The organism is Streptomyces sp. R302 (assembly GCF_012927245.1).
GTDB lineage: Bacteria > Actinomycetota > Actinomycetes > Streptomycetales > Streptomycetaceae > Streptomyces.
Map to the genome: position 1 here is coordinate 587,513 of NZ_JABBGE010000001.1, position 25,453 is coordinate 612,965.

23 protein-coding genes and 1 pseudogene are annotated in these 25,453 nt (G+C 73.6%); 18 read left to right on the forward strand and 6 right to left on the reverse strand.

The window, feature by feature from the left end; translation table 11 throughout:
- The 3 genes from HHL19_RS02630 to HHL19_RS36975 all read right to left on the reverse strand — a co-directional run.
- Positions 1-1,002 (reverse strand): VCBS repeat-containing protein (locus HHL19_RS02630; RefSeq protein WP_169085098.1); only part of this gene is annotated, 1,002 nt, incomplete at its 3' end.
- 567 nt (positions 1,003-1,569) lie between these two features.
- Positions 1,570-2,928, reverse strand: coding sequence for a serine/threonine-protein kinase (locus HHL19_RS02635; RefSeq protein ID WP_169085099.1), 1,359 nt, complete (start codon positions 2,926-2,928; stop codon positions 1,570-1,572).
- Complete coding sequence (locus HHL19_RS36975; RefSeq protein WP_169085100.1) at positions 2,925-3,680, reverse strand: FHA domain-containing protein; 756 nt, start codon at positions 3,678-3,680, stop codon at positions 2,925-2,927. The genes HHL19_RS02635 and HHL19_RS36975 overlap by 4 nt, the downstream gene beginning before the upstream one ends.
- Positions 3,681-4,179: 499 nt before the next feature.
- Here HHL19_RS36975 and HHL19_RS02645 point away from each other — a divergent pair, with 499 nt between their 5' ends.
- The 14 genes from HHL19_RS02645 (at position 4,180) to HHL19_RS02710 (ending at position 18,196) form a co-directional block, all read left to right on the forward strand.
- Positions 4,180-4,974 (forward strand): methyltransferase domain-containing protein, encoded by a 795-nt coding sequence (locus HHL19_RS02645; protein WP_346768235.1) that lies wholly within the window; start codon positions 4,180-4,182, stop codon positions 4,972-4,974.
- Entirely contained in the window at positions 4,971-6,263 is a 1,293-nt protein-coding gene (locus HHL19_RS02650) for a hypothetical protein (protein WP_169085101.1), read from the forward strand. The genes HHL19_RS02645 and HHL19_RS02650 overlap by 4 nt, the downstream gene beginning before the upstream one ends.
- Entirely contained in the window at positions 6,241-7,542 is a 1,302-nt protein-coding gene (locus tag HHL19_RS02655; protein ID WP_169085102.1) for an MFS transporter, read from the forward strand. Before HHL19_RS02650 ends, HHL19_RS02655 begins: the two co-directional genes overlap by 23 nt.
- A gap of 11 nt (positions 7,543-7,553) precedes the next feature.
- Positions 7,554-8,825 (forward strand): ATP-grasp domain-containing protein, encoded by a 1,272-nt coding sequence (locus HHL19_RS02660; RefSeq protein ID WP_169085103.1) that lies wholly within the window; start codon positions 7,554-7,556, stop codon positions 8,823-8,825.
- Positions 8,826-9,007: 182 nt separating this feature from the next.
- On the forward strand, positions 9,008-10,117 hold the full coding sequence (locus HHL19_RS02665) for a DUF3419 family protein (RefSeq protein WP_169085104.1): 1,110 nt from the start codon (positions 9,008-9,010) through the stop codon (positions 10,115-10,117).
- Entirely contained in the window at positions 10,114-11,043 is a 930-nt protein-coding gene (locus tag HHL19_RS02670) for a BtrH N-terminal domain-containing protein (RefSeq protein ID WP_169085105.1), read from the forward strand. The genes HHL19_RS02665 and HHL19_RS02670 overlap by 4 nt, the downstream gene beginning before the upstream one ends.
- A 10-nt stretch (positions 11,044-11,053) precedes the next feature.
- Positions 11,054-11,332, forward strand: a complete 279-nt coding sequence (locus HHL19_RS02675; protein WP_169085106.1) for a phosphopantetheine-binding protein — start codon at positions 11,054-11,056, stop codon at positions 11,330-11,332.
- On the forward strand, positions 11,329-12,507 hold the full coding sequence (locus tag HHL19_RS02680) for an acyl-CoA dehydrogenase family protein (RefSeq protein WP_169085107.1): 1,179 nt from the start codon (positions 11,329-11,331) through the stop codon (positions 12,505-12,507). The genes HHL19_RS02675 and HHL19_RS02680 overlap by 4 nt, the downstream gene beginning before the upstream one ends.
- Complete coding sequence (locus HHL19_RS02685) at positions 12,504-13,343, forward strand: aminoacyl--tRNA ligase-related protein (RefSeq protein ID WP_169085108.1); 840 nt, start codon at positions 12,504-12,506, stop codon at positions 13,341-13,343. Before HHL19_RS02680 ends, HHL19_RS02685 begins: the two co-directional genes overlap by 4 nt.
- The gene (locus tag HHL19_RS02690; RefSeq protein ID WP_169085110.1) at positions 13,340-14,446 is read left to right on the forward strand and encodes an SDR family oxidoreductase; all 1,107 of its coding nucleotides are present in this window, start codon (positions 13,340-13,342) and stop codon (positions 14,444-14,446) included. The genes HHL19_RS02685 and HHL19_RS02690 overlap by 4 nt, the downstream gene beginning before the upstream one ends.
- Positions 14,447-14,448: 2 nt before the next feature.
- Positions 14,449-15,366 (forward strand): alpha/beta hydrolase, encoded by a 918-nt coding sequence (locus HHL19_RS02695; RefSeq protein WP_169085111.1) that lies wholly within the window; start codon positions 14,449-14,451, stop codon positions 15,364-15,366.
- On the forward strand, positions 15,363-15,653 hold the full coding sequence (locus HHL19_RS02700; protein WP_169085113.1) for a phosphopantetheine-binding protein: 291 nt from the start codon (positions 15,363-15,365) through the stop codon (positions 15,651-15,653). Before HHL19_RS02695 ends, HHL19_RS02700 begins: the two co-directional genes overlap by 4 nt.
- Before the next feature lies 1 nt (position 15,654).
- Positions 15,655-17,370 (forward strand): class I adenylate-forming enzyme family protein, encoded by a 1,716-nt coding sequence (locus HHL19_RS02705; protein WP_169085115.1) that lies wholly within the window; start codon positions 15,655-15,657, stop codon positions 17,368-17,370.
- A gap of 52 nt (positions 17,371-17,422) precedes the next feature.
- Entirely contained in the window at positions 17,423-18,196 is a 774-nt protein-coding gene (locus tag HHL19_RS02710) for an alpha/beta fold hydrolase (RefSeq protein WP_346768236.1), read from the forward strand.
- Positions 18,197-18,626: 430 nt separating this feature from the next.
- Here HHL19_RS02710 and HHL19_RS02715 read toward each other — a convergent pair whose 3' ends face one another.
- A complete protein-coding gene (locus HHL19_RS02715; RefSeq protein ID WP_169085117.1) occupies positions 18,627-19,043 on the reverse strand; it encodes an organic hydroperoxide resistance protein in 417 nt (138 codons plus the stop codon).
- A gap of 111 nt (positions 19,044-19,154) precedes the next feature.
- On the opposite strand from HHL19_RS02715, the gene HHL19_RS02720 reads away from it, so the two are divergent.
- The 4 genes and pseudogenes from HHL19_RS02720 to HHL19_RS02735 all read left to right on the forward strand — a co-directional run.
- Entirely contained in the window at positions 19,155-19,640 is a 486-nt protein-coding gene (locus HHL19_RS02720; RefSeq protein ID WP_169085119.1) for a MarR family transcriptional regulator, read from the forward strand.
- A gap of 92 nt (positions 19,641-19,732) precedes the next feature.
- Entirely contained in the window at positions 19,733-20,227 is a 495-nt protein-coding gene (locus tag HHL19_RS02725; RefSeq protein ID WP_169085121.1) for a GNAT family N-acetyltransferase, read from the forward strand.
- Positions 20,224-21,480: an MFS transporter gene (locus HHL19_RS02730; RefSeq protein WP_169085123.1), complete on the forward strand. Its 1,257-nt coding sequence runs from the start codon at positions 20,224-20,226 to the stop codon at positions 21,478-21,480. The genes HHL19_RS02725 and HHL19_RS02730 overlap by 4 nt, the downstream gene beginning before the upstream one ends.
- Before the next feature lie 143 nt (positions 21,481-21,623).
- Positions 21,624-22,130, forward strand: a pseudogene (locus tag HHL19_RS02735) (peptidase S8); the annotation flags it as partial.
- 421 nt (positions 22,131-22,551) lie between these two features.
- On the opposite strand, the gene HHL19_RS02740 reads toward HHL19_RS02735, so the two are convergent.
- Both HHL19_RS02740 and HHL19_RS02745 read right to left on the reverse strand, forming a co-directional pair.
- Positions 22,552-24,021, reverse strand: coding sequence for an acyl-CoA synthetase (locus tag HHL19_RS02740; RefSeq protein WP_169085125.1), 1,470 nt, complete (start codon positions 24,019-24,021; stop codon positions 22,552-22,554).
- Positions 24,022-24,083: 62 nt separating this feature from the next.
- Positions 24,084-25,268 carry an MFS transporter gene (locus tag HHL19_RS02745; protein ID WP_240981426.1) on the reverse strand — a complete coding sequence of 395 codons (1,185 nt, stop codon included), beginning with the start codon at positions 25,266-25,268 and terminating at the stop codon, positions 24,084-24,086.
- Positions 25,269-25,453: the final 185 nt, after the last annotated feature.

Genomic DNA, 25,453 nt, shown 5'->3' on the forward strand with positions numbered 1-25,453 from the left:
CCAGCCGTGTCCGATCTGACGGCCGCTGCCGTACGGTACGCCGTTGTCGCGCAGGTAGTTGTTGGCGTACAGCCACATCGTGCCGTCCGGCTTCAGCGCCACCAGGTCGGTGAATCCGTCGCCGGTCGCGTCGGCGGCGATGATGCGGTCGAAGTTGTTCCAGCCGTGTCCGATCTGACGGCCGCTGCCGTACGGTACGCCGTTGTCGCGCAGGTAGTTGTTGGCGTACAGCCACATCGTGCCGTCCGGCTTCAGCGCCACCAGGTCGGTGAATCCGTCGCCGGTCGCATCCGCCTGGAGGACGCGGTCGAAGGTGTTCCAGCCGTGCCCGATCTGGCGGTTGCTGCCGTACGGCACGCCGTCGTCGCGCAGGTAGTTGTTGGAGTACAGCCACATGGTGCCGTCGGACTTCGTCGCCACCAGGTCGGTGAACGAGTCACCCGTCACGCTGTGGGTGGTCCTCCCGGGCTCCTCCCACGTCCACCAGCTCGTCTGCTTGCGGGCACCGGCCCAGCTGAGACTGACGTGGATGTGGTCCCTGTGCGGATTGCTGCCGCCGTACTCCCGCCACCCTTCCGTGGCCCGGCTCGACGACCAGATCCGGTCGTTCCAGATCAGGTACATGACGCCGAGCCGCCGGGCGTTGGCATGCTTGTTGCCGTACTTGTCCGTCTTCAGCAGCCACGTGAGGATGTCCTCGGCGACGGCGCGCTCACCGGAGTCGTAGTAGTCGAGCATGTAGTCCAGCGCACGGCCTTCCTTGTGCTCGCTCGTGCCACCGCTGTCACAGGCGCGGGTGACGTAGGAAGTGTGCGAGCCGTACGCCTTGTTGAGCAGGTCCCGGAGACCCGCGGTGCCCGGCTTGACGGCCGGATCGCAGGTGTCCTGGGGGTCGTAGGCGGCGTACGCGTCGATGGCCGACCCGAAGTCCGGGGTGGACGGCGCGGCCGATGCGGGCGTCGCCACGAGGAACGTCGTCGCGGCGACGACGAGCCCGACCATCCAGGCCGTCAGCGCGGTGGCCGGCCGCCACCGGCTCCGCGGGTGCGGACCGGCGGATGGTACGGATTCCGCCTGGGGCCTTGGTTCTGTTCTGAACACGTCACTCCCTCGGTCGATGAGTCGTTGACTTGCCGCTGTGCTGACGCGCTCGTCGTCAGGTGCATGTCGCCGCCTGGAGAGCGCAGTCGTCGGTTCCTGCTCTGAGCCCTGGCCACGCGGCGCGCCCTGGCCCCCCCGTCGGGTTCGTTTCGAGACCAGGGGGCGCCACGACACCCCGCCGCCAGACCGTCACCCATGACAGGAGCACGGGGAACCTGGAAAGATGCAGGGTCCCTCCGGTGCCGCTTCCTGGAATCCTCTGGGTGCGAAGCGCAACGGGAGGGGATCGCATGAGCATGCGCGGGATGGGTTCACGGGCGGCAGTACCGACCGGGGTAAGACTCTGTACCTGGAGTACCGAGGCCGGAGCCACTCCTTCCCCCTGCGCCGCGACACCGAGGGCAAGTACCTCTTCAAGGACGCCGACGGCACCTGGAGGCGGGCGGGGTACGACTACCGCACCTGCAGTCAGCGGCCGGTGCCCGGTCCCGGGTCCTCCGCCTTGCGCAGCGCGCGCCATGTCCGCGGGTCGACGAGTCCGTCCGCGTCCAGGCCCGCCCGCTTCTGGAAGGTGAGGACGGCTCCGTGCGTCATGGGGCCGAAGTCGCCGTCCACTTCGCCGACTTCGGTGATGCCGTGCAGGTATCGCAACAGGCACTGGAGTTCACGGACCTGGCTGCCGCCGTCGCCGCGTTTGATGGCGAACTCCCAGGTCCCGTTCTCGCCCGCCGTGTAGCCCCGGCCGTGCTCCTCGTCCTCGTACACCTTGGGCTTCTCGCAGGTGGGTGGTGCCGACGCGGCGGCCGGGGCCTCGTCCCGGAGGGCGTAGGCCGCGGTCACGGCGCTCAGGAGTGCCGACGCGGCGAGCACGCCGACCAGTGCGGGGAGCCGCCGGCGTCGAGGGCGGAGGCGTGGCAGTCGGGGCGACCGGCCGACGCCCGCGGCGTCCTCCACGCGGCGCAGAAGGTGCTGCGCGGTCGGGCGCTCGGCGGGGGAGGAGGCCAGGCAGTCCGCCACGATCTGCCGCCAGCGGTCCGGGAGTCGGTGGGACAGGCGGAGTTCCTCGGCGCCGCGCGCGTAGCGTGCCGCCGCGTCGCACCGGGCTTCCGTGGTGCCGCCCGGGAGCGGGAAGGCGCCGGTCAGCACGACATGCGCCAGGACGCCGAAGGCCCATACGTCGGCCGACGGCCGGGTCCGGGCACCTCGCTCGTCGATCTCCGGCCGGAGGAGTTCGGGCGGGGTGTAGTCGGGGGTCGCGAACGGAGGCGCGTACGCGTGCGTGCCCTTGAGCTCGGCGGCCATGTTGAAGTCGGCCAGTCTCGCCGAGGAGTCCTTCATCAGCAGGACGTTGGCCGGCTTCAGGTCGCCGTGCACCCAGCCCGCGTGGTGCAACTGGTGCAGGCCCTCGCAGATCTGCGTGAGCAGTGCCGGGCCGGCGTCGGGCGTGGGCGTGTGGTCGAGCAGGGAGTCCAGGGATCCCTCGGCCTCTTCCAGCACCAGGACGGTGGCGCCGTCGAGCTCCGGGTGGCCGGGGTCGTCGACGGTCAGGGTGTCGTACATCCGGATCAGGCGCGGTGCGCGCAGCCTTCCCAGTAACTCCACCTCCCGCTCGGCCAGTTCCCGCAGGTGGCCCAGTTGGCGCGGGGTGCGGGTGCCGGTCGGCAGGAACTTCAGCGCCGCCCGGTCGGGCAGCCCCGGAGCCGGGGTTCCGGTGTGCCGGGCCGCGTAGACGGTGGAGAACGCGCCGGATGCCAGAGGCTCACGGACCTCCCAGGGCCCGACCGTGTAGCCCTTCGGTACGGGAACCGCGTACGACCGCTCGGTCACCGTGCCACCTTGCTCACGGTCGGGGCGAGCACCGCGAGGTCGTCTTCGCGTACGAGGTCGAAGCGGAGGGCGAGGGAGACCAGTGACTCCTTCTTGCCGTTGGTGCGCCTGCCCGGTTCCGCCGTGTCCGGGCCCGGACGCAGGCGCAGTTTCGTGGCCAGGTAGTCGATGTTCCAGTAGACCGCGGAACGGCTGACCGCGGGCCAGACCGGCCGCAGGCGGGCCACCAGATCGTCCACGGCGGGCAGCGGGGCGTGCGGTTCGCCGCGCAGACGGGGCTCGCACAACGCGGCGAGTACCGCGAAGTAGCGTTTCGTGCGGTCCAGGGCGAAGGCCGGTGTGGTCGACGTTCCGGTCAGTTCGTGGCGGGCGACACTGCCGAAGGTGTGGCAGGGCGCCCAGACGTCGAAGGTGAGCAGGTTGCCCGCGGCGGGAAGCACCACGCGCGAGAACTCGAACGGCACCGGCGCCTCCAGCCTGCCCGGCGTGACCTTGATGTGTTCGCCGGCGCCCTCCGGGTTCTCCACCACGTAGGTCTGGTTCTCGCTGAGGTTGCTCAGCAGCCAGAAGCTCCGGTGCGCCGTGATCTCGCCGGCGATCCTGGGCACTCCCTCGTGCGCGATGATGAGACCGCCGCCGTCGTCGGCCGCGCGTCCGAAGGCGAGCCGTTCGCCGCTGGCGATCCTGATCTGGTCGTCGGTCCGGCTCCGCTGATCTCCGTAGGACGGTGGCACGACGATGACGCTGTGCATGGACGCGTTCCTCCCCGGGTGCGGTGTGTGTCTCCCGCTGGCCGACGATGGGGAGACTAAGGGGCGTCAGAGAGCGCTTGCAAACCTCTCAGGGTGCTTGGGCGGGTCGGTGGAGGGCCTATGGTGGGAGCGCTCCCGTGTGCCTGTCGTCGCCTTCCGCTCGCCGCGCCTCGACCCGGTCGGCGCGACGTCCTGCTGCGGGAACCGCTGAGCCGCGGGCCCCGGGGGACGCACGACGTCCTCGGCCCGCCGGGCGCCCGCGCGTCCATGACCTCCGTCACACACGCGCGCCGCGGCTCGTCGCCGGCCGCGTCCGCCGCCCCTGGTCCGGGCCCGGATCCGTCGCCGGCCGGTTGACGCGCGTCGGCCCGGCCCGGGCCTAACTTCCTTGATCATGTCGCCCCGCCGCGCTTGGATGAGCGGTGAGGGCTTTTTTCGGACCCTTGTTTCGAATAGATCTCAATAACCTGCCGGACCTGGACCGTTGAGGAAGAGGATCGTGAAGCCGCCAGTGGAAAGCGCCCCCGGGCAGACCGAGTTGGTGCACAGGGAGTTCGCCCGTCAAGCGAGCACGTTCGAGGACTCGCGGCTCAACGGTGCCTTCACGATGCACCTGCGGGGGCTCGTCGACTTCATCGCGCCCGACGCGGACGCGGTCTGTCTGGACTCCGCCTGCGGCACCGGGATCGTGGCCCGCGCCCTGGCCCCCCGGGTGCGCCACGTCACCGCCCTGGACACCACGCCGGAGATGCTCGCGCAGGGCAAGGCGCAGGCGGACGCGGAAGGCGTCGCCAACGTCGTGTTCCAGGAGGGCGACGCGGCCCGGCTGCCCTTCCCCGACGACTCCTTCTCCCTGGTCGTGACGCGGTTCTCGCTGCACCACGTCGCCTCTCCCGAGCGGGTCGCCGCCGAACTGGTGCGGGTCTGCCGGCCCGGCGGGCGGGTCGTGGTCGCCGACATGGTGGCGCGCCCCGAGCTGCCCGGTGACGCCGACCGCCTGGAGCGGCTGCGCGACCCCTCGCACGGCACGCTCCTCACCGTCGAGCACATCACCGGACTGCTGACCTCGGCCGGCGCCACCGCCGGGCCCTCCGACGTCTTCGACGTGGAGCGGCCCCTCGCGCCGTGGCTGGAGCAGTCCCTGACCCCCGAGGACACCGCGCGCGCCATCGAGCGGGAGCTGGCCGAGGAGCTCGACGGCGGGCCCGCGACCGGTCTGCGCCCGCTGCGCAGGGACGGCGCGCTGTGGTTCACCCAGACGTGGGCGCACCTCTCCGTGCGGGCCGCCGCATGACCTTACGTACGCTCGCCCCCGCTCCCGACGACTTCTTCGACGGCATCGCCGGCGCCGACGACACCTGGCGCCCCGTACGCCCCTTATTCCTCTCCGCGGACCGGTTCCGCGAGCTGGGCGAGCTCACGCTCCGCGCGAGCCGCCTCGTCCTCGACGCCTGCCGCCGCCGCGCCGCCACCGCCGGCGAGCTGCGCCGCGCCCTCGGCGTACCGGCGGACCGATGGCCTCTGCTCGGTGACGACGAGCCCCTGGACGATCACCTCCTGGCCGCCGTGCGCCCCGACATCCTCGTGCGGGACGGCGTCCCCCGGTTCGTCGAGCTGAACATCGACAGCGCCCTGGGCGGCGCGTCCCACGCCGCGCTCCTCGGCGAGCGCTTCCTCACGCTGTACGGCGACAGGCCCGGCCTCCGGGTGCCGCCCTCGGCCGTGGACACCCGGTCCGAGGCGATACGCACCACCCTCGGGCTCGCCGAGGGCGACCGCCTGGTCGTGCCCGCCTTCTCCGCGGGGGCCACGCCCGGCCTGGAGGATCTCGCCGCGTTCACGGCGTGGATGCGGCCGGTGTGCGAGAGCGCCGGACGGCAGGGCCTGGACGCGGTGACGCATCCGCTGGACCGGCTCACCGCCGACGAGCGCGGGCGGCTGCTCGTGGACGGGCGCCCCGTGGACGCCGTGCTCCGGATGTTCGTCAGCCACAGCCAGCCGCCGAGTCCGGGGATGGACGCCCTGGTCCGGGCGCTGCGCGCGGGCACCGTCCGCATGTTCACCTCCGAGGCGGCCATGCTGCTCGCGCACAAGCTGACGCTGGCCTGGCTCTGGCAGGACGCCGACGGACTCCCCGCCCCGGACCGGGAGTTCGTCCACCGGCACATCCCCTGGACCGGTGACGCGGGCGACCCGGCCGCCCGGGCGCCGGAGCGCCGCGCGGAGCTCGTGCTCAAGCCGGCCGACGGCTACGGCGGCAGCGGGGTCGTCCTCGGCGCCGCCGTGGACGACGCGGAGTGGCGGGCGGCGCTCGACCGCGCCGCGCGGGACGGCGGGCACATCCTCCAGGAGTACGTCGCCGGGGACCGGGTGCCGGTCGGCTTCCGCCACGCGACCTCCGGCGAGATCCGCACGGTGGAGGTCCCGTACGTCATCGGCCCGTACGTCTTCGGGGGGCGGCCGTCCTCCGTGCTCGTCCGGCACGGCACGCCGGGCGGCGGCGCCGTGCTGAACGCCCGGCACGGCGCCTTTCTCAACACCGCACTGCTGACGGAGACGCATGACGACCTCCGCGACCTCTGACGGCGGCCGGAGCGGCGCCGCCGCGTCCGGGGGCCCAGGGCTCGGGCGACGGTTCCGGATCTTCCAGGCGGCGGTGCTCTCCTCCGACCTCGCCGACGGCGTCTACCGCGTCGCCGTCCCGCTCCTCGCCCTCCAGCTGACCCACTCGGCCCTCGCGATCAGCGCGGTCGGCGTGGCGATGCGCATGCCGTGGCTGCTCGTCACCCTGCCGGCCGGCGTGGTGGTCGACCGCTACCACCCGCACCGGGTGCTGCGCGCCGCCTCCTGGCTGCGGATGCCGCTGGTGCTGCTGCTGGCCGCGGCGGCGTTCACCGGTCACCTCTCGGTGTGGGCGCTGGCGCTCGGCGCGTTCGCGGTCGGGGCCGCGGGCACCGTCGTGGACATCGCCGCGCAGTCGCTGGTGCCGCGCCTGGTGGACGGCGCCGCGCTGCCGCGCGCCAACGCGAGCCTGCAGTCCGTGCAGACGGTGATGGCGCAGTTCCTCGGGCCCGCCCTCGGCGGTGTCGTCGCCGCGCTCGGCGCGGGCGGCGGCATCGGCTCCGCGACGGTGCTGTACGTGGTGACCCTGCTGGTTCTCGGCGGTCTGCGGACGCCCGGCGACGGGCCGGCGGCCGAGCCTCGCGGCGGCTCGCCGAAGTCCGTGCTCGCCGACCTGCGGGAGGGCCTCGGCCACTTCCGGGGCCGCCGCGACCTGCTGCACCTGGCCGGGGTCACGGCCTGCGTGAACCTCGCCTACGCGGCCGCGATCACCATCCTGCCGCTGTGGGCCATCGCCCCGGGCCGCCTCGGGCTGCCCTCCTGGGCGTACGGTGTGCTGCTCGCCGCTCCCGCGGTGGGCGGCGTGGCCGCCGGGCGGTTCGCGGCGAAGGCCCTGACGCGGTTCGGCGGCGGGAGCGTCCTGCGCGTCTGCGCGCCGTTGGTCGGCGCCTGCTACATGGCGCTCGCGATTCCGCACGTCGCCGCCGCCGCGGTGGCGCTCACCGTCTCCGGGGCCCTGCTGATGGCGATCAACGTCATGAGCGTGACCTACCGTCAGACCTCCATCCCTCCCCAGCTGTTCGGGCGGGTCAACGCCGCCTACCGGTGGATCATCTGGGGCGTGCTGCCCCTCGGCTCGCTGGTCGCGGGCCTGCTGGCCGACGCCTTCGGCGTGGCCTGGGTGTTCCTGTGCACGGGCGGACTCGCCCTGGCCACCGGGCTGTTGCGGGCCCCGCGGCTCGCCGCGGACACGGCCGCCGAGACGCCGGCGGCCACGCCCAAGGCTCCCTCAGGATCGTAAGGACGAACGCCATGCACATCCTCTTCGTGGACTCGAACGCGGCCTCCCTGGAGGCGTTACGCTGCGCCAAGGAGGCCGGCCACCGGGTCGGCTACGTGCAGTCGCACACCCCGTACTACCGGCTCGGCGAGCGCGAGCGCGAACTGATCGGCCTGGCCGACTGGTTCAGGGACGGCGTGGTCACCACCGACGCCTCGGCGGTCGCGGAGGTCATCGCCGAGGCCCACGCGGAGCACCCGGTCGACTTCGTCTCCACCCACTTCGACCTGACGGTCGAGGCGGTGGCCCTGGCCTGCGAGAAGGTCGGGGTGCCGGGGCCCGCTTCCGGTCCGGCGCTCACCGCGCGCCGCAAGGACCTGTGCCGGCGGGCGCTGGCCGCCGCCGGGCTGCCCTCGGCCCGCTTCGCCACGGCGGAGACCGTCGACGGGGTCCTGGCCGCCGCGGGGGAGATCGGCTACCCGGTCGTGATCAAGCCGCCGTCCGGCGCCGACAGCGCCCTGTCGTTCGTCGCGCACACCGAGAAGGAGGCGCGGGCCGCCGCCGGGCAGGTGCTGCACCGGCTGGACTCCGTACCGGAGCTGTGGCGCGAGCAGTACTCGCGCGGCGTCCTCGTCGAGGAGCTGCTGGTCGGTCCGCTGGTCTCGGTGGAGATCGGGGTGCGCGGGGAGGAGTTCTTCCCGTTCTCCGTCAGCGGGCGCACCCGCTCGGCCGACGACCAGGTCATCGAGCTCGGCGCGCACATCCCGGAGTCGCTGGCCGCGCGGGAGCGGGACGAGTGCGTCGGCTACGCGCGGGAGGTGTGCCGCGCGGTCGGCCTGGACCGGGGGATCTTCCATCTGGAGATGATCCGTACGGAGCGCGGACCGGTGCTGGTGGAGGCCAACGCCCGGATCATGGGCGGCGTGATGCCCTCGCTGTACCGGCACGCCACGGGCCGGAGCATCTACACGGCCTATCTGGAGCTGCTGAGCGGCGCGCCGGTCACGGTCCCGGAGGCGACGGGGGTGGCGATGAGCCGGCGGCTGCTCGCCCGCCGCGCGGGCGTGCTGCCCGACCGGCTCGACGTGGCGTGGCTGGGGGAGTACGGGGACGCGCTCGTCCGGTACGACGACTTCGCGCAGTTCGGCGTGGGCCCCGGCAGCGAGGTCGCGGCGGGTGCCGCGCTCGGCCGGGTGATGCTGCTCGGCCGCGACCACGCCGAGGTATCGGCCATGGTCGGGGAGATCACCGGGCGCTTCGAGCGTCTGCTGGGGCTGCCGCTGACGCCGGGCGAGAACGACTGACGCCGGGCGGAACGGCCCCGGAGGCATCCGACCGTTGAAACACCGCGTCCATCATGTGGGACGGCGGTGCTGTGAGATTGTCCATACGCCTCTTGATCAACAAGCTGTTGAATTCCGGCCACCAGCCGATTGAAGTGGCACTCGACAGCTCCAACCCCCTGGAACAGAAGGAGAGTTCAGCGTTGCACGGAACCTTCGCCAGCATCACGGCGCTTCCCCCCGTCTACAGCGAGGTCCTGGAGGACGAACGGCCCGTACGCTCCTGGCTGAGGGCCGGCCCAGGCGACACCGTCCTCAGCATCGCCTCCGGCGGCGACAACGTCCTCAACCTCGCCCTCGACGGACCGGCCAAGGTCTACGGCCTCGACATCAGCCCCGCCCAGACCGCCTACTGCCGCGCCAAGTCGGCCGCGCTCGGCGGACTTCCGTACGACGCCGCCGTGAGACTCCTCGGCGTCCACGACGCCCCCGCCCAGGAGCGCTCGGCGCTGCTCGACGAGGTGCTCACCGCCGCCGGGACCACCGTCGAGGACCCCGCCGCGCGCGAACTCGCCCTGCGGCAGGGCCTGCTGCAGATCGGCGCCTTCGAGCAGCTGGTGGGCGTGGTCCGGGCCGAGATCCACCAGGCGGTCCCCGACCGGGTGCTGCGCGCCCTGATGACCGAGCCCGACCACGCCGAGCGGCTCCGGATATGGAAGGGCGAGGACATCGCGGCCAAGCTGCTGCCGGTCTTCCGGCTCTTCTTCGCCGAGGACTCCCTGAAGGACGTCTTCACCCCGGCGAGCTTCCACTCCATCTTCGACTGCTCGCCCTTCCCCGAGTTCCTGCTCTCCGTCATCGAGCGTCGCCTCGTCGAGGACGACCCGACCGGCAACTACTACATGCACCGCTGGTGCTTCGGCGGCTATCTCCCGGACGGCGCCCTGCCGCCGTACCTCCGGGCCGAGGAGAACGACCGGCTGAAGGAGGCCCTCCCGCGCGTCGAGTGGGCGACCGGCCACCTCCTGGAGTTCCTCGGCGGCCTCGCCGACGGCGAGGTCGCCGGCTTCAACCTGAGCAACGTCCTCGACTGGTGCGAGAACGACTACGTCGAGCAGACCTTCGACCAGCTCACCCGCGCCGCCGCCCCCGGCGCCCGCGTCTTCGTCCGCTCCTTCCTCAAGGAGCGCCCGTTCACCGCCCACGCCGCGAAGCTCGGCTGGGTCCGCGACGCCGAGGCCGAGGCCGCCGCCCAGGACGCCGACCGCGTCGGCTACTACCCGCATTACCAGCTCTGGGAGCTGAGGGCGTGAGCCTGCTCGGCCTGACGCCCGCCATCACCGGCACCGCGCCCTTCGGCAGCTGCTACCAGCAGGCCGCCGCGAACCTCGCCGCCTGGAAGGGGCTCGGGGACGCGGCGGAGACCCTCTGCACCACCTGGGGGTTCTCCTGGGACGGCGGCCCCGTCCTGGACGGCAGCGGACGCTGGAGCGCGGCCGCCGCCGCCGTCCACCGCATGGACCTCGCCGACCGCACCTACGACTCCTGGGCCGCGGCCGAGGACGCCGAGCGCGCCTCCCTGGCCGGCGGCCACCCCGTCGCGGCCGCCGTGGACGCCTTCCACCTGCCGTCCCCGTACGAGGGCCGGGAGCACCTCGCGCACTGCGTGCTGCTCCTCGCCCACGACGGGGACCGGGTGTGGATCAGCGACCCCATGAACCGGCCCGAGCCCACCGCGTACCCCGCCGGGGCGTGGCGGCGCATGCGCTCCGCAGAGGCGGCCGGCTCCTACCGCACCCTGCTGCTCACCTCGGGTCCCCGGCACCGGGCCACGGCCCTGGAGCTGGCCACGGCGGTACGCGAGGACGCCCGCGCCCACCGGAGCGCCGACCGCGCGGCCTTCGAGGGCTACCTCGCCGCCCGCGAGGCGGAGGCGGCCGAGGGGGCGGAGGCCCTCGACGTCGGCGGGGTGGCGGCCGAACGGCTCTACCTCGGCGGACTGTTCAAGCGGCTGGCGGGCCACCCGGGGGCCGGCGAGGAGGCGGCCGCCGTGGCGGAGGGCTTCACCTCGCTCTCCCGCCGCTGGTACCTGCTGCACACCCTGTCCCGCGAGAGCGGCGGCAGCGCCACCGGCCGTGCCCGGCTCCTGCGCATGCTGGCCGACCTCGGCGACAGAGAGACACGCCTGACGGCGGCGGTGGACGCGCTCGTGTCCGCCCTCACCGTGCGGGCCCGGTGAAGAGGAACTGATGAACGACACCGCACGGCAGTACGACGCCGTCATCCGCGAGGCGCTCGTCACCCATTCCGACCTGGGCGACACCGCCCGGGAGGTGGACCGCGACGCCGACCTGTACGCGATCGGCCTGACCTCGCTCCACTCCGTCCGCGTGCTGCTCTCCGTGGAGGACGCGCTCGGCGTGGAGATCCCGGAACAGCACGTGGGCCGGGCCCTGTTCAGCTCGATCGGCCACTTCAACGACGTCCTCCTGGACATCACCGGCAGCACGTCGGGAGCCGCCCGGTGACGGCCCCCGAACGGGTGCTGTCGTTCGCCGGGGCACGCGAGGCCGCGCTGCGCGCCCGCGACGTCCTCGTCGAGCACGCGCCCGCCACCGACCGCGACGCCGCGTTCCCCGCCGGGCCGGTCGCCGCCCTCCGCGCGGAGCGGCTGCTGTCCGCCGCCGTGCCGAAGGAGTACGGCGGCCATGGCCTCGCCCCGGACGAACTCGCCGCGCTCGCCGCCGTCCTGGGCGGCGGCTGCGGCTCCACCGCCATGGTCTGGGCCATGCACCAGCTGCAGCTCGCCTGCCTCGCGGGCGCCGCCGCCACCTCGCCGGAGCTCGCCGCCTACCTCCAGGAGGCCTGCGACGGACAGCTGCTCGTCGCCTCCGTCACCTCCGAGGCCGGGGTCGGCGGCAGCCTGCGCGAAAGCCGCTGCGCGCTGGTGCCGGACGGCGAGGAGCTGCTCCTGGAGAAGGAGGCCACCACCGTCTCCTACGGCGCGTACGCCGACGCCTTCCTCGTCACGGCCCGCCCACGGCCGGACGCCGCGCCCACCGACCAGGTCCTCGTCCTGGTCAGGGCGGGGCAGGCCCGGCTCACCCGGACCGGCGAGTGGGACACCATGGGCATGCGCGGCACCTGCAGCCCCGCGCACTCCCTCAAGGCCCGCGTCCCCGCCGCCCAGGTGCTGCCCGTCCCGTTCGGAGAGATCGCGACCCGCTGCATGGTGCCGCTGTCGCACCTGCTGTGGGCCGGCGTGTGGACCGGCATCGCCGCCGACGGGGTGCGCCGCGCCGCGTCGTTCGCCCGCGCCCGGGCCCGGGCCCAGCTGCGGTCCGGCGCCGTCGTGGACGACCCGCGCCTCGGGCAGGCGTACGCCTCGCTGCGGGTCCTGCAGGACTCCGTACGGCAGTTCGGCGCGGACTACACCCGGTTCACCGCCGAGCCGGACGCCGACACCACCGCGATCACGGTACGGGCCAACGCCCTGAAGACCTCCGTGTCCACCGGCTGCCTCCGGGTGGTCGAACAGACCCTGGAGATCTGCGGCATGGCCGGCTACAGCGAGTCCGGCCCCTACTCGGTCGCCCGCCATCTGCGGGACCTCCACTCGGCCCGACTGATGATCGCCAACTCCCGTCTGGACCAGTCCAATTCCCAACTCCTGCTCCTCGGAGGGAGCGTGATCGACGCATGACCGCGTACGAACGGACGCGACAAGGCTGGACCGCCCCCACCGGGCTGCCCGGCGCCCTCGGCCTCTCCCCGCGCTTCGAGGCGGTGATCGCCGGATTGCAGCGGGCCCTGAACACCGCGGGCGCGGTGCCCTCGCCCGGCCCCGTCTGGTACCCGCCGGTCGTCCCCCAGGACCTCCTCGAACGGGCGGAGTACGCCGAGTCCTTCCCGCACCTCCTCGGCACCGTGCACGCCCTCGCCGAGGGATCCGCCCCGGAGGCGGGCCCCTCCTCGTCGGGCGTGGTCCTCGCGCCCGCCGCCTGCTACAGCGTCTACCCGTCCTTCGCCGACCGGGAGCTGACCGAGGCGGCGTACGCCGACGTGGCCGGCTACTGCTACCGGCACGAGGCGACGACCGAACCCGGGCGCTTCCGCTCCTTCCGGATGCGCGAGTTCGTCATGGTCGGCGACGCCGGGACCGCCGTCGACTGGCGGGACGAGTGGATCGCCCGTGGCGAGGCGCTCTTCTCGCGGCTCGGCGTGAAGGTCTCCGTGCAGGCGGCGACCGACCCGTTCTTCGGCCCCGGCGGGCGGTTCATGCGCGCCAGCCAGCTGGAGCAGTCCCTGAAGTACGAGTTCGTCGCCAAGGTGACCGCCGACGACGAGGGGACGGCCATCGCCTCGGCCAACTACCACAAGGACCACCTGGGCGCCCGGTTCGGCATCGGCTACGCGGGCCGGGGCACCGCGCACAGCGCGTGCACCGCCTTCGGTCTGGAGCGCGTCGTCCTCGCCCTCGTCCACGCCCACGGAGACGACCGGGCCGACTGGCCGTCCCTCACGGAGGAAGCGATATGACCGCCCACCACCTCGTGACCGGTGCGACCGGCTTCGTCGGCGGCGCCCTGGTCCTGGAGCTGTTACGCCGTACCGACGCCGACATCACGTGCGTCGTCCGGGAACGGCCGGGCCGCCCCGCGCGGCAGCGCCTCGACGCCGCGCTCACCGCCGCCGCGGAGGCGTACGGCGAGCAGGACCTGATCCCGCTCCTCGCCACGCGCTGCCGGGCGGTGGCGGGCGACGTGACGGAGGACCGCTGCGGTGTGGACACCGCGGGGCTGCCGGACGTCGACGAGGTCTGGCACGCCGCGGCCTCCCTGGACTTCGAGGAGCGCCGCAAGGACGAGATCCTGCGCGACAACCTCCACGGCACCCGGCACGTCGTGGCCCTCGCCGAGGCGCTGCGGGCCCCCCGCTTCAACTACGTGAGCACCGCGTACGTCGCGGGCGAGCGGACCGGCTGGATCCCGGCCCTGCCCGTACCGGCCGGCACGACCAGCAACAACGCGTACGAGCACAGCAAGATCCAGGCGGAGGCGGTGGTGCTCGCCGCCGGCTTCGAGCGCACCCGCGTCTTCCGGCCCAGCATCGTCATCGGCCACAGCCGCACCCTGGCCGCGACCAGCTTCACCGGCATGTACGGCTTCGTGAACGGGCTGTCCGCCGCGCGCGCCGAAGTGCGCCGCCACCTCGGCGACATGCTCGTCTTCCGGTCGCTGCGGATCCGCGCCGCCGCCGACGCGCGCATCAACTTCGTCCCCGTGGACCGGGCGGTGGCGGCGGCGGTCGGCGTGAGCCTCGCCGACGGCGACTCGGACGTCTACCACCTGGCCAACTCCCGCCAGCCCACGGTCGGCGAGTCGCTCTCCGTGCTGTGCGAGCTCCTCGCCATCCGCAAGCCCGTGTACGTGACGGACGCGGAGGAGTTCACGCTCATCGACGAACGCGTCGACGAGCGACTGGAGTTCTACCGCTCGTACATCCACGGCTCGAAGGACTTCGACCTGGCCAACGTGCACAAGCTCGTCGGCGAGGACGTCCTCGACCACCCCCTGCCCCCGGAGCGACTCGCGGACTTCATGGGCTGGTACCTGGACCGCCGCGGGCTGAGGGGAGACTGACCATGCACGTCAAGGGCATCGAGTCGTGGGACCTCGCCTACGACGGCCGCCAGGCACTGCACCGCACCGAGGACGGCAGCGAGCTCTACTACGAGCTGCGCGGCACCGGAGGACCGGTCGTCACGCTGGTGTCGACGATCTACGTGGTGAGCACCGCCTGGCGGAACTTCACCGGGAACCTCGTCGGCGACCACCGGCTGCTCTCCTACGACCTGCGCAACCAGGGCGCGTCCGACGGGAAGCCCGCGGAGTTCGCGCAGCACACCGAGGACCTGAAGTCGCTCCTCGACGACCTCGGCATCGAGCGCACCCACCTCGTGGGCACCTCCATCTCCACGCTGATCTGCCGGGACTTCGCCAACGCCTACCCCGAGCGGGTGGCGGGCCTGGTCCTGGTCGGGCCGCCGTTCAGCCCGCGCGGCTCCTCGCGCCGCCGGCGCGTCGCCAAGTCCTGGCTGGCGGCGCTGGACGCGGGCGGCCCGCGCGCCCTGTTCGACCTGATCTATCCCCTGGTCTTCGGCGACAAGGCGATCGCGGAGGGCGGCTCGGGCGCGTACCTCGCACTGAGGGAACGATTCCTCGCCATCAACTCGGCGGCCCAGCTGCGCGCCAACCTGCGCGAGGCGCTCGGCGCCGGCGACCAGGTGGAGCGGCTCACCTCCATCGAGGCGCCCACGCTGCTGCTCTCCGGCGACGACGACTTCTCCACGACCGAGTCGACGCTCGACGCCACCGCGGAGCTCATGCGGAACGCGGCGGTGGAGATCATCCGGGAGTGCGGCCACCTGCCGTACTTCGAGCGGCCCGAGGCGTTCCAGGACGCCGTCGCGCGCTTCGTCGCCTCGGTGGAGGAGGGGACGTTCCCCACGCCGTGGACCACGCCCGCGACCACCGCCACGACCGAAGGGAAGGACCGATGAGCACCCGCCTGACGGACGAGGAGATCGTCCTCGAACGTCTCGTGGCCCTCCTGGAGCACATCGCCGCCGATGTGCTGGAGGGGCCCGTCACCGACACCGGGCCGGGCTCGCTGCGCCGGCTCGGTCTGACCTCCGTCAAGCTGCTCGAATTCCTCGTCGCGATCGAGGACGAGCTCGGCCATGTCTGGGACGACGACGTGGAGGAGTCGGTCATCGGCTCCCTCGACGCGATGGCCGCCCACATCAGCGCCGCCGGTGCCACCCCGGCCACCACGAATCGAGACTGACATGACCTCGCCCTCCTCGACGTCCTCGACCTCCTCCGCGCGCACGCTCCCGAAATTCCTCACCGACTACGCCCCGACCCGCTACCGCCGCCGCCTCACGCCCTTCTCCCGGGTGCCCATCACCGGGCGGATCGGCGAGGTGTGGCACCTCGCCGCCCAGCGCAACCCGCGCAACCCGGTGATCGTCGACCGCGCCCCCGACGTGGACCCGGACGGCCCGCGCGAGCGCAGCTACCGCCAGTGGGCGGCCCTCGTCGACGAGCTCGCCGTGAAGCTGGTGGCGCTCGGCGTCCGGCCCTGGGACCGGGTGGCCGTCGTCAAGGAGAACCACCTGGACGTGGCGCTGCTCGCCTCCGCCGCCGCCCGGATCGGCGCCGTGCCCGCGCTGATCACCAACAACCACCCGCACGAGACGATCACCGTGATGCTGGGCCGCCTGGAGCGGCCGTACCTGATCACCGACGCGGTGACCGTCGAGCGCATGCGGCTCGACAAGGACACCCTCGCCGAGCTGACCGAGGCCACGGCCTGCCTGGGCGAGGTGCCCCAGGACCGGCCGGACCTCCGGGTGTTCGCGGAGCTCGGCGGCGGCCCGGTGCCCGCGCCGGCGCTGCGCGCGTACCACGAGCCCATGGTCATCACCCACACCTCCGGCACCACCGGCATCCCCAAGCTGGTGCTGCACTCGGCCGAGTCGCTGTACTCGCTCGGCCTGGTGGAGGCCGAGCGCTGGCCGTTCTTCCGGCTGCGGGAGGACGACACGGTCGCGTTCTGCGAGCCGTACTCCCACCAGCGGGTCATCACCGGACTGCTGCCCCTGGCGACGGTCGCGCCCAAGCTGGTCATGATGTCCGACCCGCTCTCGCCGCGGGTGCGCGAGCTGCTGGTCGAGCACCGGCCGACGCTGGTCGAGACGCTGCCCAACGCCTTCCTCGCCTGGGAGGAGCTGGCCCGCGACCCCGAACGGCCCTTCCGGAACGTCCGCGTCTACGTGAACTCCTTCGACGCCATCCACACCCGCACCGTGCGGACCTTCCTCGCGGCCACCGACCGCAAGCTGCCCGTCTGGGTGCAGTCGTGGAGCCAGACCGAGGCCGGCGCGGTGGCGATCCGCCCGTACGTGCGCGGCTCGGTGAAGCGGCGGGGCCACCGGCCGCCGCCCACCCAGGTCCTCGGCTGGCCGGTCCCCGGCTTCGGGAAGATCCGGGCCCTCGACCCGGCCACCGGACGGCCGCTGCGCCGCGGCGAGGTCGGCCTGATCCAGTTCTCCGCGCCGGGCCGCTGTCTCGCGTACGTCGGCGAGCAGGAGCGCCACGACAACAAGCGGGACGGCCGGTGGTGGAACCTCGGCGACCTGGCGCTGATCAACCGCTGGGGCGCGGTGCGGCTGATCGACCGCGAGATCGACCGGATCCCCGGCGGCAGCGCCCTGGAGATCGAGGACGTCCTCCTCGACCGGCTGCCGGAGACGACCGAGGTGATCGTGCTCGCCGTGGCCGGCTCGAAGCCGCAGCCCGTGTACAGCACGCAGGGCGACAAGCCGGTCTCCGCCGGGGCGTGGGCCCGGGTCACGGCGGACCTGCCGGTGATGGCGGAGCCGATCCACATCCGCTGGGACGAGTTCCCGCGCACGGCGACCTGGAAGGTGCGCCGGGTGATGCTCCGGGAGCGGCTCTTCGAGGGCTCGTCGGCCATCGGTCTGGGCAACTGGACCTGACCGGCGGAACGCACGGGGCCGTCCTCGGTGATCGCTCACCGAGGACGGCCCCGTGCCCCCCCCGCACGACCGACCGGAGGACCGCATGGACGTCACCCTGCCGACCCGCGACGGAGAACGCCTCGACGCCGCCCACCTGCGCGGCCCGGCCGGTTCGGACCTCTGCGTCGTCCTGGCGCACAGCTTCGCGGGAAGCCGCCGCACGCGGGCCTACCGCCGGCTGGCGGCGGAGCTCCGCCGCACCGCGTCGGTGGTGACGTTCGACTTCCGGGGCCACGGCCGCTCCTCGGGCCTCTCCACGGGCGGCGAGGCGGAGGTCCACGACCTCGCGGCCGCGGTGGAGTTCGCCCGCGCGCAGGGGTACGCAGAGGTGGCCGCGGTCGGCTTCTCGATGGGCGCGGCCTGTGTCATCCGCCTGGCCGCGGCCGGACCGGGCCTCCTCGACGCCGCGGTGGCCGTCAGCGCGCCGGCCCGCTGGCAGTACCGGGGAACGACGCGGATGCGCCTGGTCCAGGGGCTGACCTCGACGCCCCCGGGCCGCGCAGTCCTGCGCCTGACGACCGGAACCCGCCTGTCCCCCCGGCCGTGGAACCCCGCGACGGAATCCCCCCTGGACGCCGTCCCGAAGGCCGCCGCCACCCCGCTCCTCCTGGTCCACGGCGCCCGGGACCCCTATTACCCGCTCGCCACGGCCCACGCCCTCGAGGAGGCGGCGGGCGCTGCCGCCCACCTCTGGGCGGAGCCGTCCATGACCCACGCGGAGGCGGGCACGTCCACCGCCCTGATGCGCCGCATCGCCGACTGGCTCACCGCGCCGCGCCCGTGAGCCCGCGGTCCGGCCGAGGGCGGTGGTTCGGGGGCCGGTGGCGGAGCGAGGAGCCGGCGGATCAGGCGGGTGCGGGGGTGCGACCAGAGCGTGTCCGGGTCGGGCGCGAGCGTGGCGGCGGCCACCGCGTGCGGGCCGAGGCCCGCCTGATGAGCCGGTACCGCGCTCGGCTGATCGACGAGCCCACGCGTGAGATCCGACGCGTGGGCGCCGTGGCCCTCGTCGTACGAAAGCCCCCGTCACGGCTCCTCACGGCTCCCCACGGCTCCTCGCGGCTCCGGTGGTGCGCCCGACTCGCCGTCGTGCAGGGGCGGTTCGGGCGCCGTCGCCCCGTCGTCCGGGGTGTGGCGAGGTCCGGAGACGTCGCCACCCTGTTCGACGGGTTCCTCCTCCGGAATCGTCCGGAGTGGTCGGCGGACGTCCGGGCGGACTACTCGACGACGAGCTCCACGGCGATGTTGCCGCGGGTGGCCTTGGAGTAGGGGCAGAAGGCGTGGGTCTTCTCCAGGAGGGTGCGGCCGGCCTCGCCCTGGAGGTGGTCGGGGAACTCGGCGCGCATGACGACGGCGAGGCCGAAGCCGCCGTCGGCGGGGTCCTTGCCGATGGAGACCTCGGCGGTGACGGAGGCCTCGGAGATGTCGATCTTCTCCTGGCGGGCGACGACGCCCATGGCGCTGGCGAAGCAGGCGGCGTAGCCGGCGGCGAAGAGCTGCTCGGGGTTGGTGCCCTGGCCGTTGCCCCCGAGGGCCTGCGGGTGGGCGAGGGGGAGGTCGATGCGGCCGTCGGAGCTGACGGCGCGGCCCTCGCGGCCGTTGGCGGTGGCGGCGGCGGTGTAGATGGCGTCCATGAGGTCTTCCGTTCCTGTTCCTCGGTAAGGGGTGGCCTCTCATTTGTAGCGCACGATTCAGTTGTGCACAACTGAATCGCGTGTGAGGGGGGTCTCGCGTACCCTGGACGCATGGAGACGCTCGACACGGTCCCGGACGAGGACTTCCTCCGGCTCGACCACCAGATCTGCTTCTCGCTGCACGCGGCGACCCGCGCCTTCAACGGCGTCTACCGCGAGGCGCTCAAGGAGCTCGGGCTCACCTACCCCCAGTACCTCGTGATGCTCGTCCTCTGGGAGCACGGCGAGCTGCCCGTGAAGGGCATCGGCGAGCGGCTGCGGCTCGACTCCGGCACCCTGTCGCCGCTGCTCAAGCGCCTGGAGGCGGCCGGATACGTCGAGCGCCGGCGCAGCCCCGAGGACGAGCGCTCCGTCACCGTCCGCGCCACGGAGGCCGGCGCCGAGCTCCGCGGGCGGGCCCTCGGCGTGCCCCGCCGGATCGCCGCCGCCACCGGCCTCGACCTCGCGGAGATCGCCGAGCTGCGCGACCGGCTCGGCGCCCTCGCCGCCCGCCTCGACGGCATCGACCCCGACGCGTTGCGCCCCTCCTGCGGCTGACGGCCGCGGCTCCGGCCGGGCTCCGGCCGGGCTCCGGTCGGGCCCCGGAAAATGTAAGGGCCGGATCCCGAGAGCGTTCCTATACTCACCCCATGTTCGAGATCACCATCCGCCGCGCCACCGCGGCCGACTCCAAGCGGCTGACCCGGCTCGTCCGGGGCTCCGCCGCCTACCGGGGGCCGTACGCCGTCATGGTCGACGGCTACCAGGTCGGCGGGGCCTACATCGAGCACCATCCGGTCCACGTCGCCGTCGACGCGGACGGCCGCGTCCTCGGCTTCTACGCGCTCCTGCTCGACGAGGCCGAGCTCGACCTCGCCTTCGTCGCCGACTCCGCCCAGGGCCTCGGCATCGGCCGCCTGCTGATGGCCCACATGAACTGTGCGGCCCGTGTCGCCGGCCTCACCTCCGTCCGGGTCGTCGCCCACCCGCCCGCCGAGGAGTTCTACCTGCGCACCGGCGCCCGCCGCACCGGCACCGTCGCCGCCTCCGGACGCATCCACTGGGACCGCCCCGAGCTCACCTACGACCTCACCGGCCCCGCGGACCCCGCCGACCTCTCCGGTACCTCCGGCGACGCCTCGTGACCGGCGTCGAGGCGCCGCAGGAGGAGAAGCGGCGGATCTTCGCCGACCTCACCCCGCTGCGCACCTCCGCCGACTACCGCCGCCTCTGGTTCGGGAACACCGTCTCCTGGGTCGGCCAGGGCATGACCGCCCTGGCGATCTCCCTCCAGGTGTACGACATCACCGGCTCGGCCTTCTCCGTCGGCCTCGTCGGCCTCTGCTCCCTCGTCCCGCTCGTCGTCTTCGGCCTCTACGGCGGGGCGATCGCCGACACCGTCGACCGGCGCACCCTCGGACTCGTCGGCGCCGTCGGCGCCGCCGCCCTCTCCGCCGCGCTCGCCGTCTCCGCCTTCGCCGGCTTCCACCGCGTCTGGTTCCTCTACGCGATCGTCGCCCTCCAGGCCGTCTGCGGCGCCCTCAACGCGCCCGCCCGCAGCGCCATGATCCCCCGCCTGCTCCCGCCCGAGCAGCTGCGCGCCGCCAACGCGCTCAACTCCATGGTCATGACCTTCGGCACCCTCGTCGGGCCCAGCCTCGGCGGGGTCGTCGTCGGCTTCGCCGGCTACCAGACCGCCTACACGATCGACGCCCTCGCCTTCTTCGCGAGCCTGTACGCGATGTGGCGGCTGCCCTCCATGCCGCCCGAGCACACCGGGGCCAAGAGGGCCTCCGTCCTCGACGGGCTGCGGTTCCTCGGCACCCGGCCCAACCTGCGGGCGACCTTCGTCTCCGACCTCTTCGCGATGATCCTCGCCCAGCCGAAGGCGCTCTTCCCGGCCGTCGCCGCCCTCTGGTTCGGCGGCGACGCGAAGACCACCGGACTCCTCGTCGCCGCGCCCGCGTTCGGCGCGCTCCTCGGCGGGGTGATATCCGGCTGGCAGAGCCGGATCCGCCACCACGGGCAGGCCATCCTCATCGCCGTCGCCGCCTGGGGCCTCGCGATCGCCGCCTTCGGCCTCAGCCGGAACCTCTGGGTCGGGCTGCTCTGCCTCGCCGTCGCCGGGTACGCCGACACCGCGTCGATGATCTTCCGCAACACGATGATGCAGGTCGCCGCCCCCGACGAGATGCGCGGCCGGCTCCAGGGCGTCTTCATTGTGGTCGTCGCCGGCGGGCCCCGGCTCGGCGACTTCGTGGCCGGCTCCGTCGCCGACCTCGCCTCGCCCACCGTCGCCGTCACCGGCGGCGGCCTCGCCTGCGTCCTCGGCATCGGCGTGTTCGCCCTGTACGCACGCGGATTCCGCCGGTACGACGCGCTCGACCCGAAGCCCTGAACCGACCCGTCCCTCCTGGCGGTTGGCCACCACGGCACATAGCCGCCAGGTGGGACGGGGGTCAACTCCCGTGCCCAGCGGCCAGACTCCTCGCGGATCCGGAACCTCCACACCCGAACCCCGGGTCCGCGAGGAGCCGTTCGATGACCGCACCCCTGACCAGAGGAAGGGCCGGGCTGATCGCCGCGGGCGTCTCCCTCGTGCTGCTCTCGGCCGGGCAGACCGCCGCCGCGCCGGGCGCCGCGGCCGCCGCCGTGCCCGACACCTTCAAGGGCCCGGCCACCGCCACCACCGCCACCACCGCCCCCACCGTCACCCTCGTCACCGGCGACCGGGTCACCCTCACCACGCTCGACGGCGGACGGCAGACCGTCACCGTCGACCGGGCGAAGGGCGCCACCGGGGCCGTCCGCACCCAGGTCACCGACGGCCGGGTCACCGTCGTCCCCGACGAGGCCCGCGCCCTCCTCGCCTCCGGCGTCCTCGACCCGCGCCTCTTCGACGTCACCGGCCTCGCCGAGCAGGGCGTCACCAACGAACTCCCGCTGATCGTCACGTACGGGAAGGGCGCCCGCGCCGCCGTCGGCGCCCCGCGCGGCACCGAGACCGTCCGCGCGCTGCCCAGCGTCGGCGGCGCCGCCGTCACCGCCACCGACCCGGCCGCCTTCAACCTCGGCCTCGACCTCGACACCGACCTGTACGGCGACGTCCGGGCCGGCTCCCGGATCCCCGTCGGCGTCTCCGCCGAGTACGTGGAGGGCGCCGCCGGCACCGGCACGATCACCGGCGGCACGCTGGAGGTCTCGTACGACGACGGTGCTACCTGGAGCACGGTGTCCCTCCGCGAGCGCCACGGCGCCTCCTGGACCGGCGAGCTCCGCGTCCCGGCCGGCGCGGCGGCCGTCTCCCTGCGGGCCGGCGCCACCGACGACCGGGGCGGCTCCGTCACCCAGGAGCTGATCCACGCGGTGGGCGTGACGAAGTGATCCGCACGGCGGGGGAGGGCCGGACCCGCGGGGGTCCGGCCCTCAGGGCCCGCCCGGCGGATCAGGCCCGGGTAGGCCCTCTCCGTCACCCCCGGGGCAGCTGCTTCTTCAGGATCTTCCCCAGGTCGTTGCGGGGCAGCGCGTCGAGCAGCCGGACCGCACGGGGCCGCTTGTGCGGGGCGAGCAGCCGGGCCACATGGTCCGCGAGCTCCTCCGCGCCCGGCGGGCGCGCCGGATCCGCCGGGACGATCCAGGCCACGATCCGCTCGCCCAGGTCCGGGTCGGGCTCCCCGGTGACGGCCGCCTCCCGGACCCCCGGGTGGTCGAGCAGGGCGTTCTCGATCTCGCCCGCCCCGATCTTGTAACCGCCGCTCTTGATCAGGTCGGTGGCCTTCCGCCCCACCAGCCGGATCGTCCCGTCGCCTTCCCGGACCGCCATGTCGCCGGTACGGAACCACCCCTCCTGGAAGGCCTCCGCCGTCGCCTCCGGACGGTTGAGATAGCCGGAGAAGAGGTTCGGGCCGCGCACCTGCACCTCGCCGACCGCCTCCCCGTCGGACCCGGCGAGCACCGAACCGTCCTCCTCCACCAGGCGCACCTCCACGCCCGGCAGCGGCGTCCCCACCGTGCCGGGGCGCGGCGGGCCGCCGGGCCGGACGCTGGTGTTCATCAGCGTCTCGCTCATCCCGTACCGCTCCACCACCGTCCGGCCCGTCGCCGCCGCGATCCGCTCGTGGTCGTGCACCGGCAGCGCCGCGGACCCCGACACCAGGAGCCGGGCCCCCGACAGCGCCTTCACCAGCGCCGGGTCGCCGGGGAGGGCGTCGGCGAGCCGGTGGTACATGGTGGGGACGCCGAAGAGCATCGTGCCGCCGTCCGCCAGCTCCCGCGCGACGCCCTCGGCGGAGAAGGAGCCCAGGTACCGGACCTCGCCGCCGCGCCGCAGCGGGCCCAGGATCCCGAGGACCAGCCCGTGCACGTGGAAGAGCGGCAGCGCGTGCACCAGGACGTCGTCCGCCGTCCAGGACCAGACCTCGGCGAGCGCGTCGAGGGAGGCGGCGACCGCCCGGCGGGAGAGCAGCACGCCCTTCGGCGGGCCGGTGGTGCCGGAGGTGTAGACGATCAGCGCGGTCGCCTCGGGGTCCACGTCCCTCGGCGCCGGGGCGGGGGAGGTCCCGTCGAGTTCCACGAGCTCCACGAGCTCCACGAGCTCCACGGAGATCCGGGGGAGGCCGTCGAGCGCGGCCGGAAGCTCGTCCTCCGGGCCCGCGAGCACCGCGTCCGGCGCGCTGTCCCCGAGGATGTGCGCCAGCTCCCGCTCGCCGGAGCGCGGGTTGAGCGGCACGGCGGGGACGCCGGCGAGCAGCGCCGCCACGGTGGCCACCGCCGTCCGGGCGGTCGGCACGGCCCAGACGGCGACCCGCCGGACGGATCCGAGCCGGGCCGCGAGCGTGCCCGCCGCCCGGGCCAGCTCCTCGTACGAGAGCGAGACCGGGCCGTGGCGCAGGGCGGGGCGGTCGGTCGGGGCCTCCAGGGCCGGGAAGAGGGCACTCACCGGTCGTACTCCTCGGGTCGCAACGGAAAAACGCGGCTGCCGAGGGGCATTCTGCCGCTCCGTCAGGGCTTCGCGGCCGTGACCTTCGTCGCCCCGGGCGCCGGCTCGCCGCCGCCCGGCCGGATCCCGCGCATCCGCCCGTACGCGTACACGCAGCCCGCGAGCGCCAGGTCGGAGAGGAGCATGAAGCCGATCGAGTACGAGTCCTTGGCGCTGTAGATCGCGCCCATGACCAGCGGCGGGACGAAGCCGCCGAGACCGCCCATCGCGCCGACGATGCCGGTCACGGAGCCCACCTGGGCCTGCGGGGTCACCTGCGAGACGAGGGCGAAGACCGAACCGCTGGCGGTGCCGAGACCGGCCGCCATGATCAGCAGGGCGATCGTGCCGCCCGGGGCCAGCTTCGGGTCGAAGGCCTGGACGATCGCGAGGAGGGCGACGGTGCCGAGCGCCCAGGAGGTCACGACCGCCGGGTGGGCCCGGTCCGAGAGCCAGCCGCCGATCGGCCGGAACACGACGGTGACCAGGGCGAATCCGGCCGCCTTGGTGCCCGCGTCGGTCGGGTCGAGGTCGTACCAGGTCTTCAGGTACGTCGGCAGGTAGACGCCGAAGGCCACGATGCCGCCGAAGCCGATCGCGTACAGCGCCGACAGCTCCCAGGTCACCCGCAGCCGGCCCGCCGAGCCCAGCCGGGTCGCCAGCGAGGCGGTCGGCACCGGGCGGTCGGGGCGGTCGGTGATGAGGACGGCGGCGAGCATCGCGTACACGGCGAGCGCGACCGCCACCACGACGAACGGCAGGTTCTCGCCGTGCTTCGCGATCCGGGGCGTGAAGTAGCCGGAGAGCGCCACACCGCCCATGCCCATGCCGAACACGCCGAGCGCCAGGCCCCGCTTCTCCGGCGGGAACCACGAGTTGACCAGCGGGATGCCGATCGCGAAGGTCGTGCCGCCGAGGCCGAGGAGGAAGGCGACCACGATCATCAGGCCGTAGGAGTCCTTCACCACGATCAGCAGCAGCACCGGGATGATCGTCAGCGCGGAGACCAGCGGGAACATCAGCTTCGCGCCGTACCTGTCGGTCAGCGCGCCGGCCGGGATCCGGCCCACCGAGCCGACGAGCACCGGCACCGCGACGAGGAACGACTGCTGGAACGAACTGAGCCCCAGCCGGTCGCCGTACCAGCTGCCGAGCGGTGCGATCAGGTCCCAGGCCCAGAAGGTGAGCGTGAAGCCGATGGTGGCCATCACCAGGTTGCGGTAGGCCGCGGCGGTCGGGGGCTTGACGTCGGAGTTCACGCCTCCAGTCAAGATCCGCCCCCCAGGCCCGGCGCGCGGAACTGCTCCGTCCGGGGTCCCGAGGGTAGGACATCCGCGAGCGCGCGCCGGGCGTCGCGAGCGAGGCGTCGCGGGCCCGGATGATCCCGGAGGCA

Bases quoted from the DNA above. Each gene is read 5' to 3' on its own strand.
- HHL19_RS02675 (WP_169085106.1), top strand. From the start codon at position 11,054: ATGAACGACACCGCACGGCAGTACGACGCCGTCATCCGCGAGGCGCTC.
- HHL19_RS02690 (WP_169085110.1), top strand. From the start codon at position 13,340: ATGACCGCCCACCACCTCGTGACCGGTGCGACCGGCTTCGTCGGCGGC.
- HHL19_RS02725 (WP_169085121.1), top strand. From the start codon at position 19,733: ATGTTCGAGATCACCATCCGCCGCGCCACCGCGGCCGACTCCAAGCGG.
- HHL19_RS36975 (WP_169085100.1), bottom strand. From the start codon at position 3,680: ATGCACAGCGTCATCGTCGTGCCACCGTCCTACGGAGATCAGCGGAGC.
- HHL19_RS02745 (WP_240981426.1), bottom strand. From the start codon at position 25,268: ATGGCCACCATCGGCTTCACGCTCACCTTCTGGGCCTGGGACCTGATC.
- HHL19_RS02700 (WP_169085113.1), top strand. From the start codon at position 15,363: ATGAGCACCCGCCTGACGGACGAGGAGATCGTCCTCGAACGTCTCGTG.
- HHL19_RS02715 (WP_169085117.1), bottom strand. From the start codon at position 19,043: ATGGACGCCATCTACACCGCCGCCGCCACCGCCAACGGCCGCGAGGGC.
- HHL19_RS02660 (WP_169085103.1), top strand. From the start codon at position 7,554: ATGCACATCCTCTTCGTGGACTCGAACGCGGCCTCCCTGGAGGCGTTA.
- HHL19_RS02685 (WP_169085108.1), top strand. From the start codon at position 12,504: ATGACCGCGTACGAACGGACGCGACAAGGCTGGACCGCCCCCACCGGG.
- HHL19_RS02720 (WP_169085119.1), top strand. From the start codon at position 19,155: ATGGAGACGCTCGACACGGTCCCGGACGAGGACTTCCTCCGGCTCGAC.
- HHL19_RS02705 (WP_169085115.1), top strand. From the start codon at position 15,655: ATGACCTCGCCCTCCTCGACGTCCTCGACCTCCTCCGCGCGCACGCTC.
- HHL19_RS02655 (WP_169085102.1), top strand. From the start codon at position 6,241: ATGACGACCTCCGCGACCTCTGACGGCGGCCGGAGCGGCGCCGCCGCG.
- HHL19_RS02695 (WP_169085111.1), top strand. From the start codon at position 14,449: ATGCACGTCAAGGGCATCGAGTCGTGGGACCTCGCCTACGACGGCCGC.
- HHL19_RS02650 (WP_169085101.1), top strand. From the start codon at position 4,971: ATGACCTTACGTACGCTCGCCCCCGCTCCCGACGACTTCTTCGACGGC.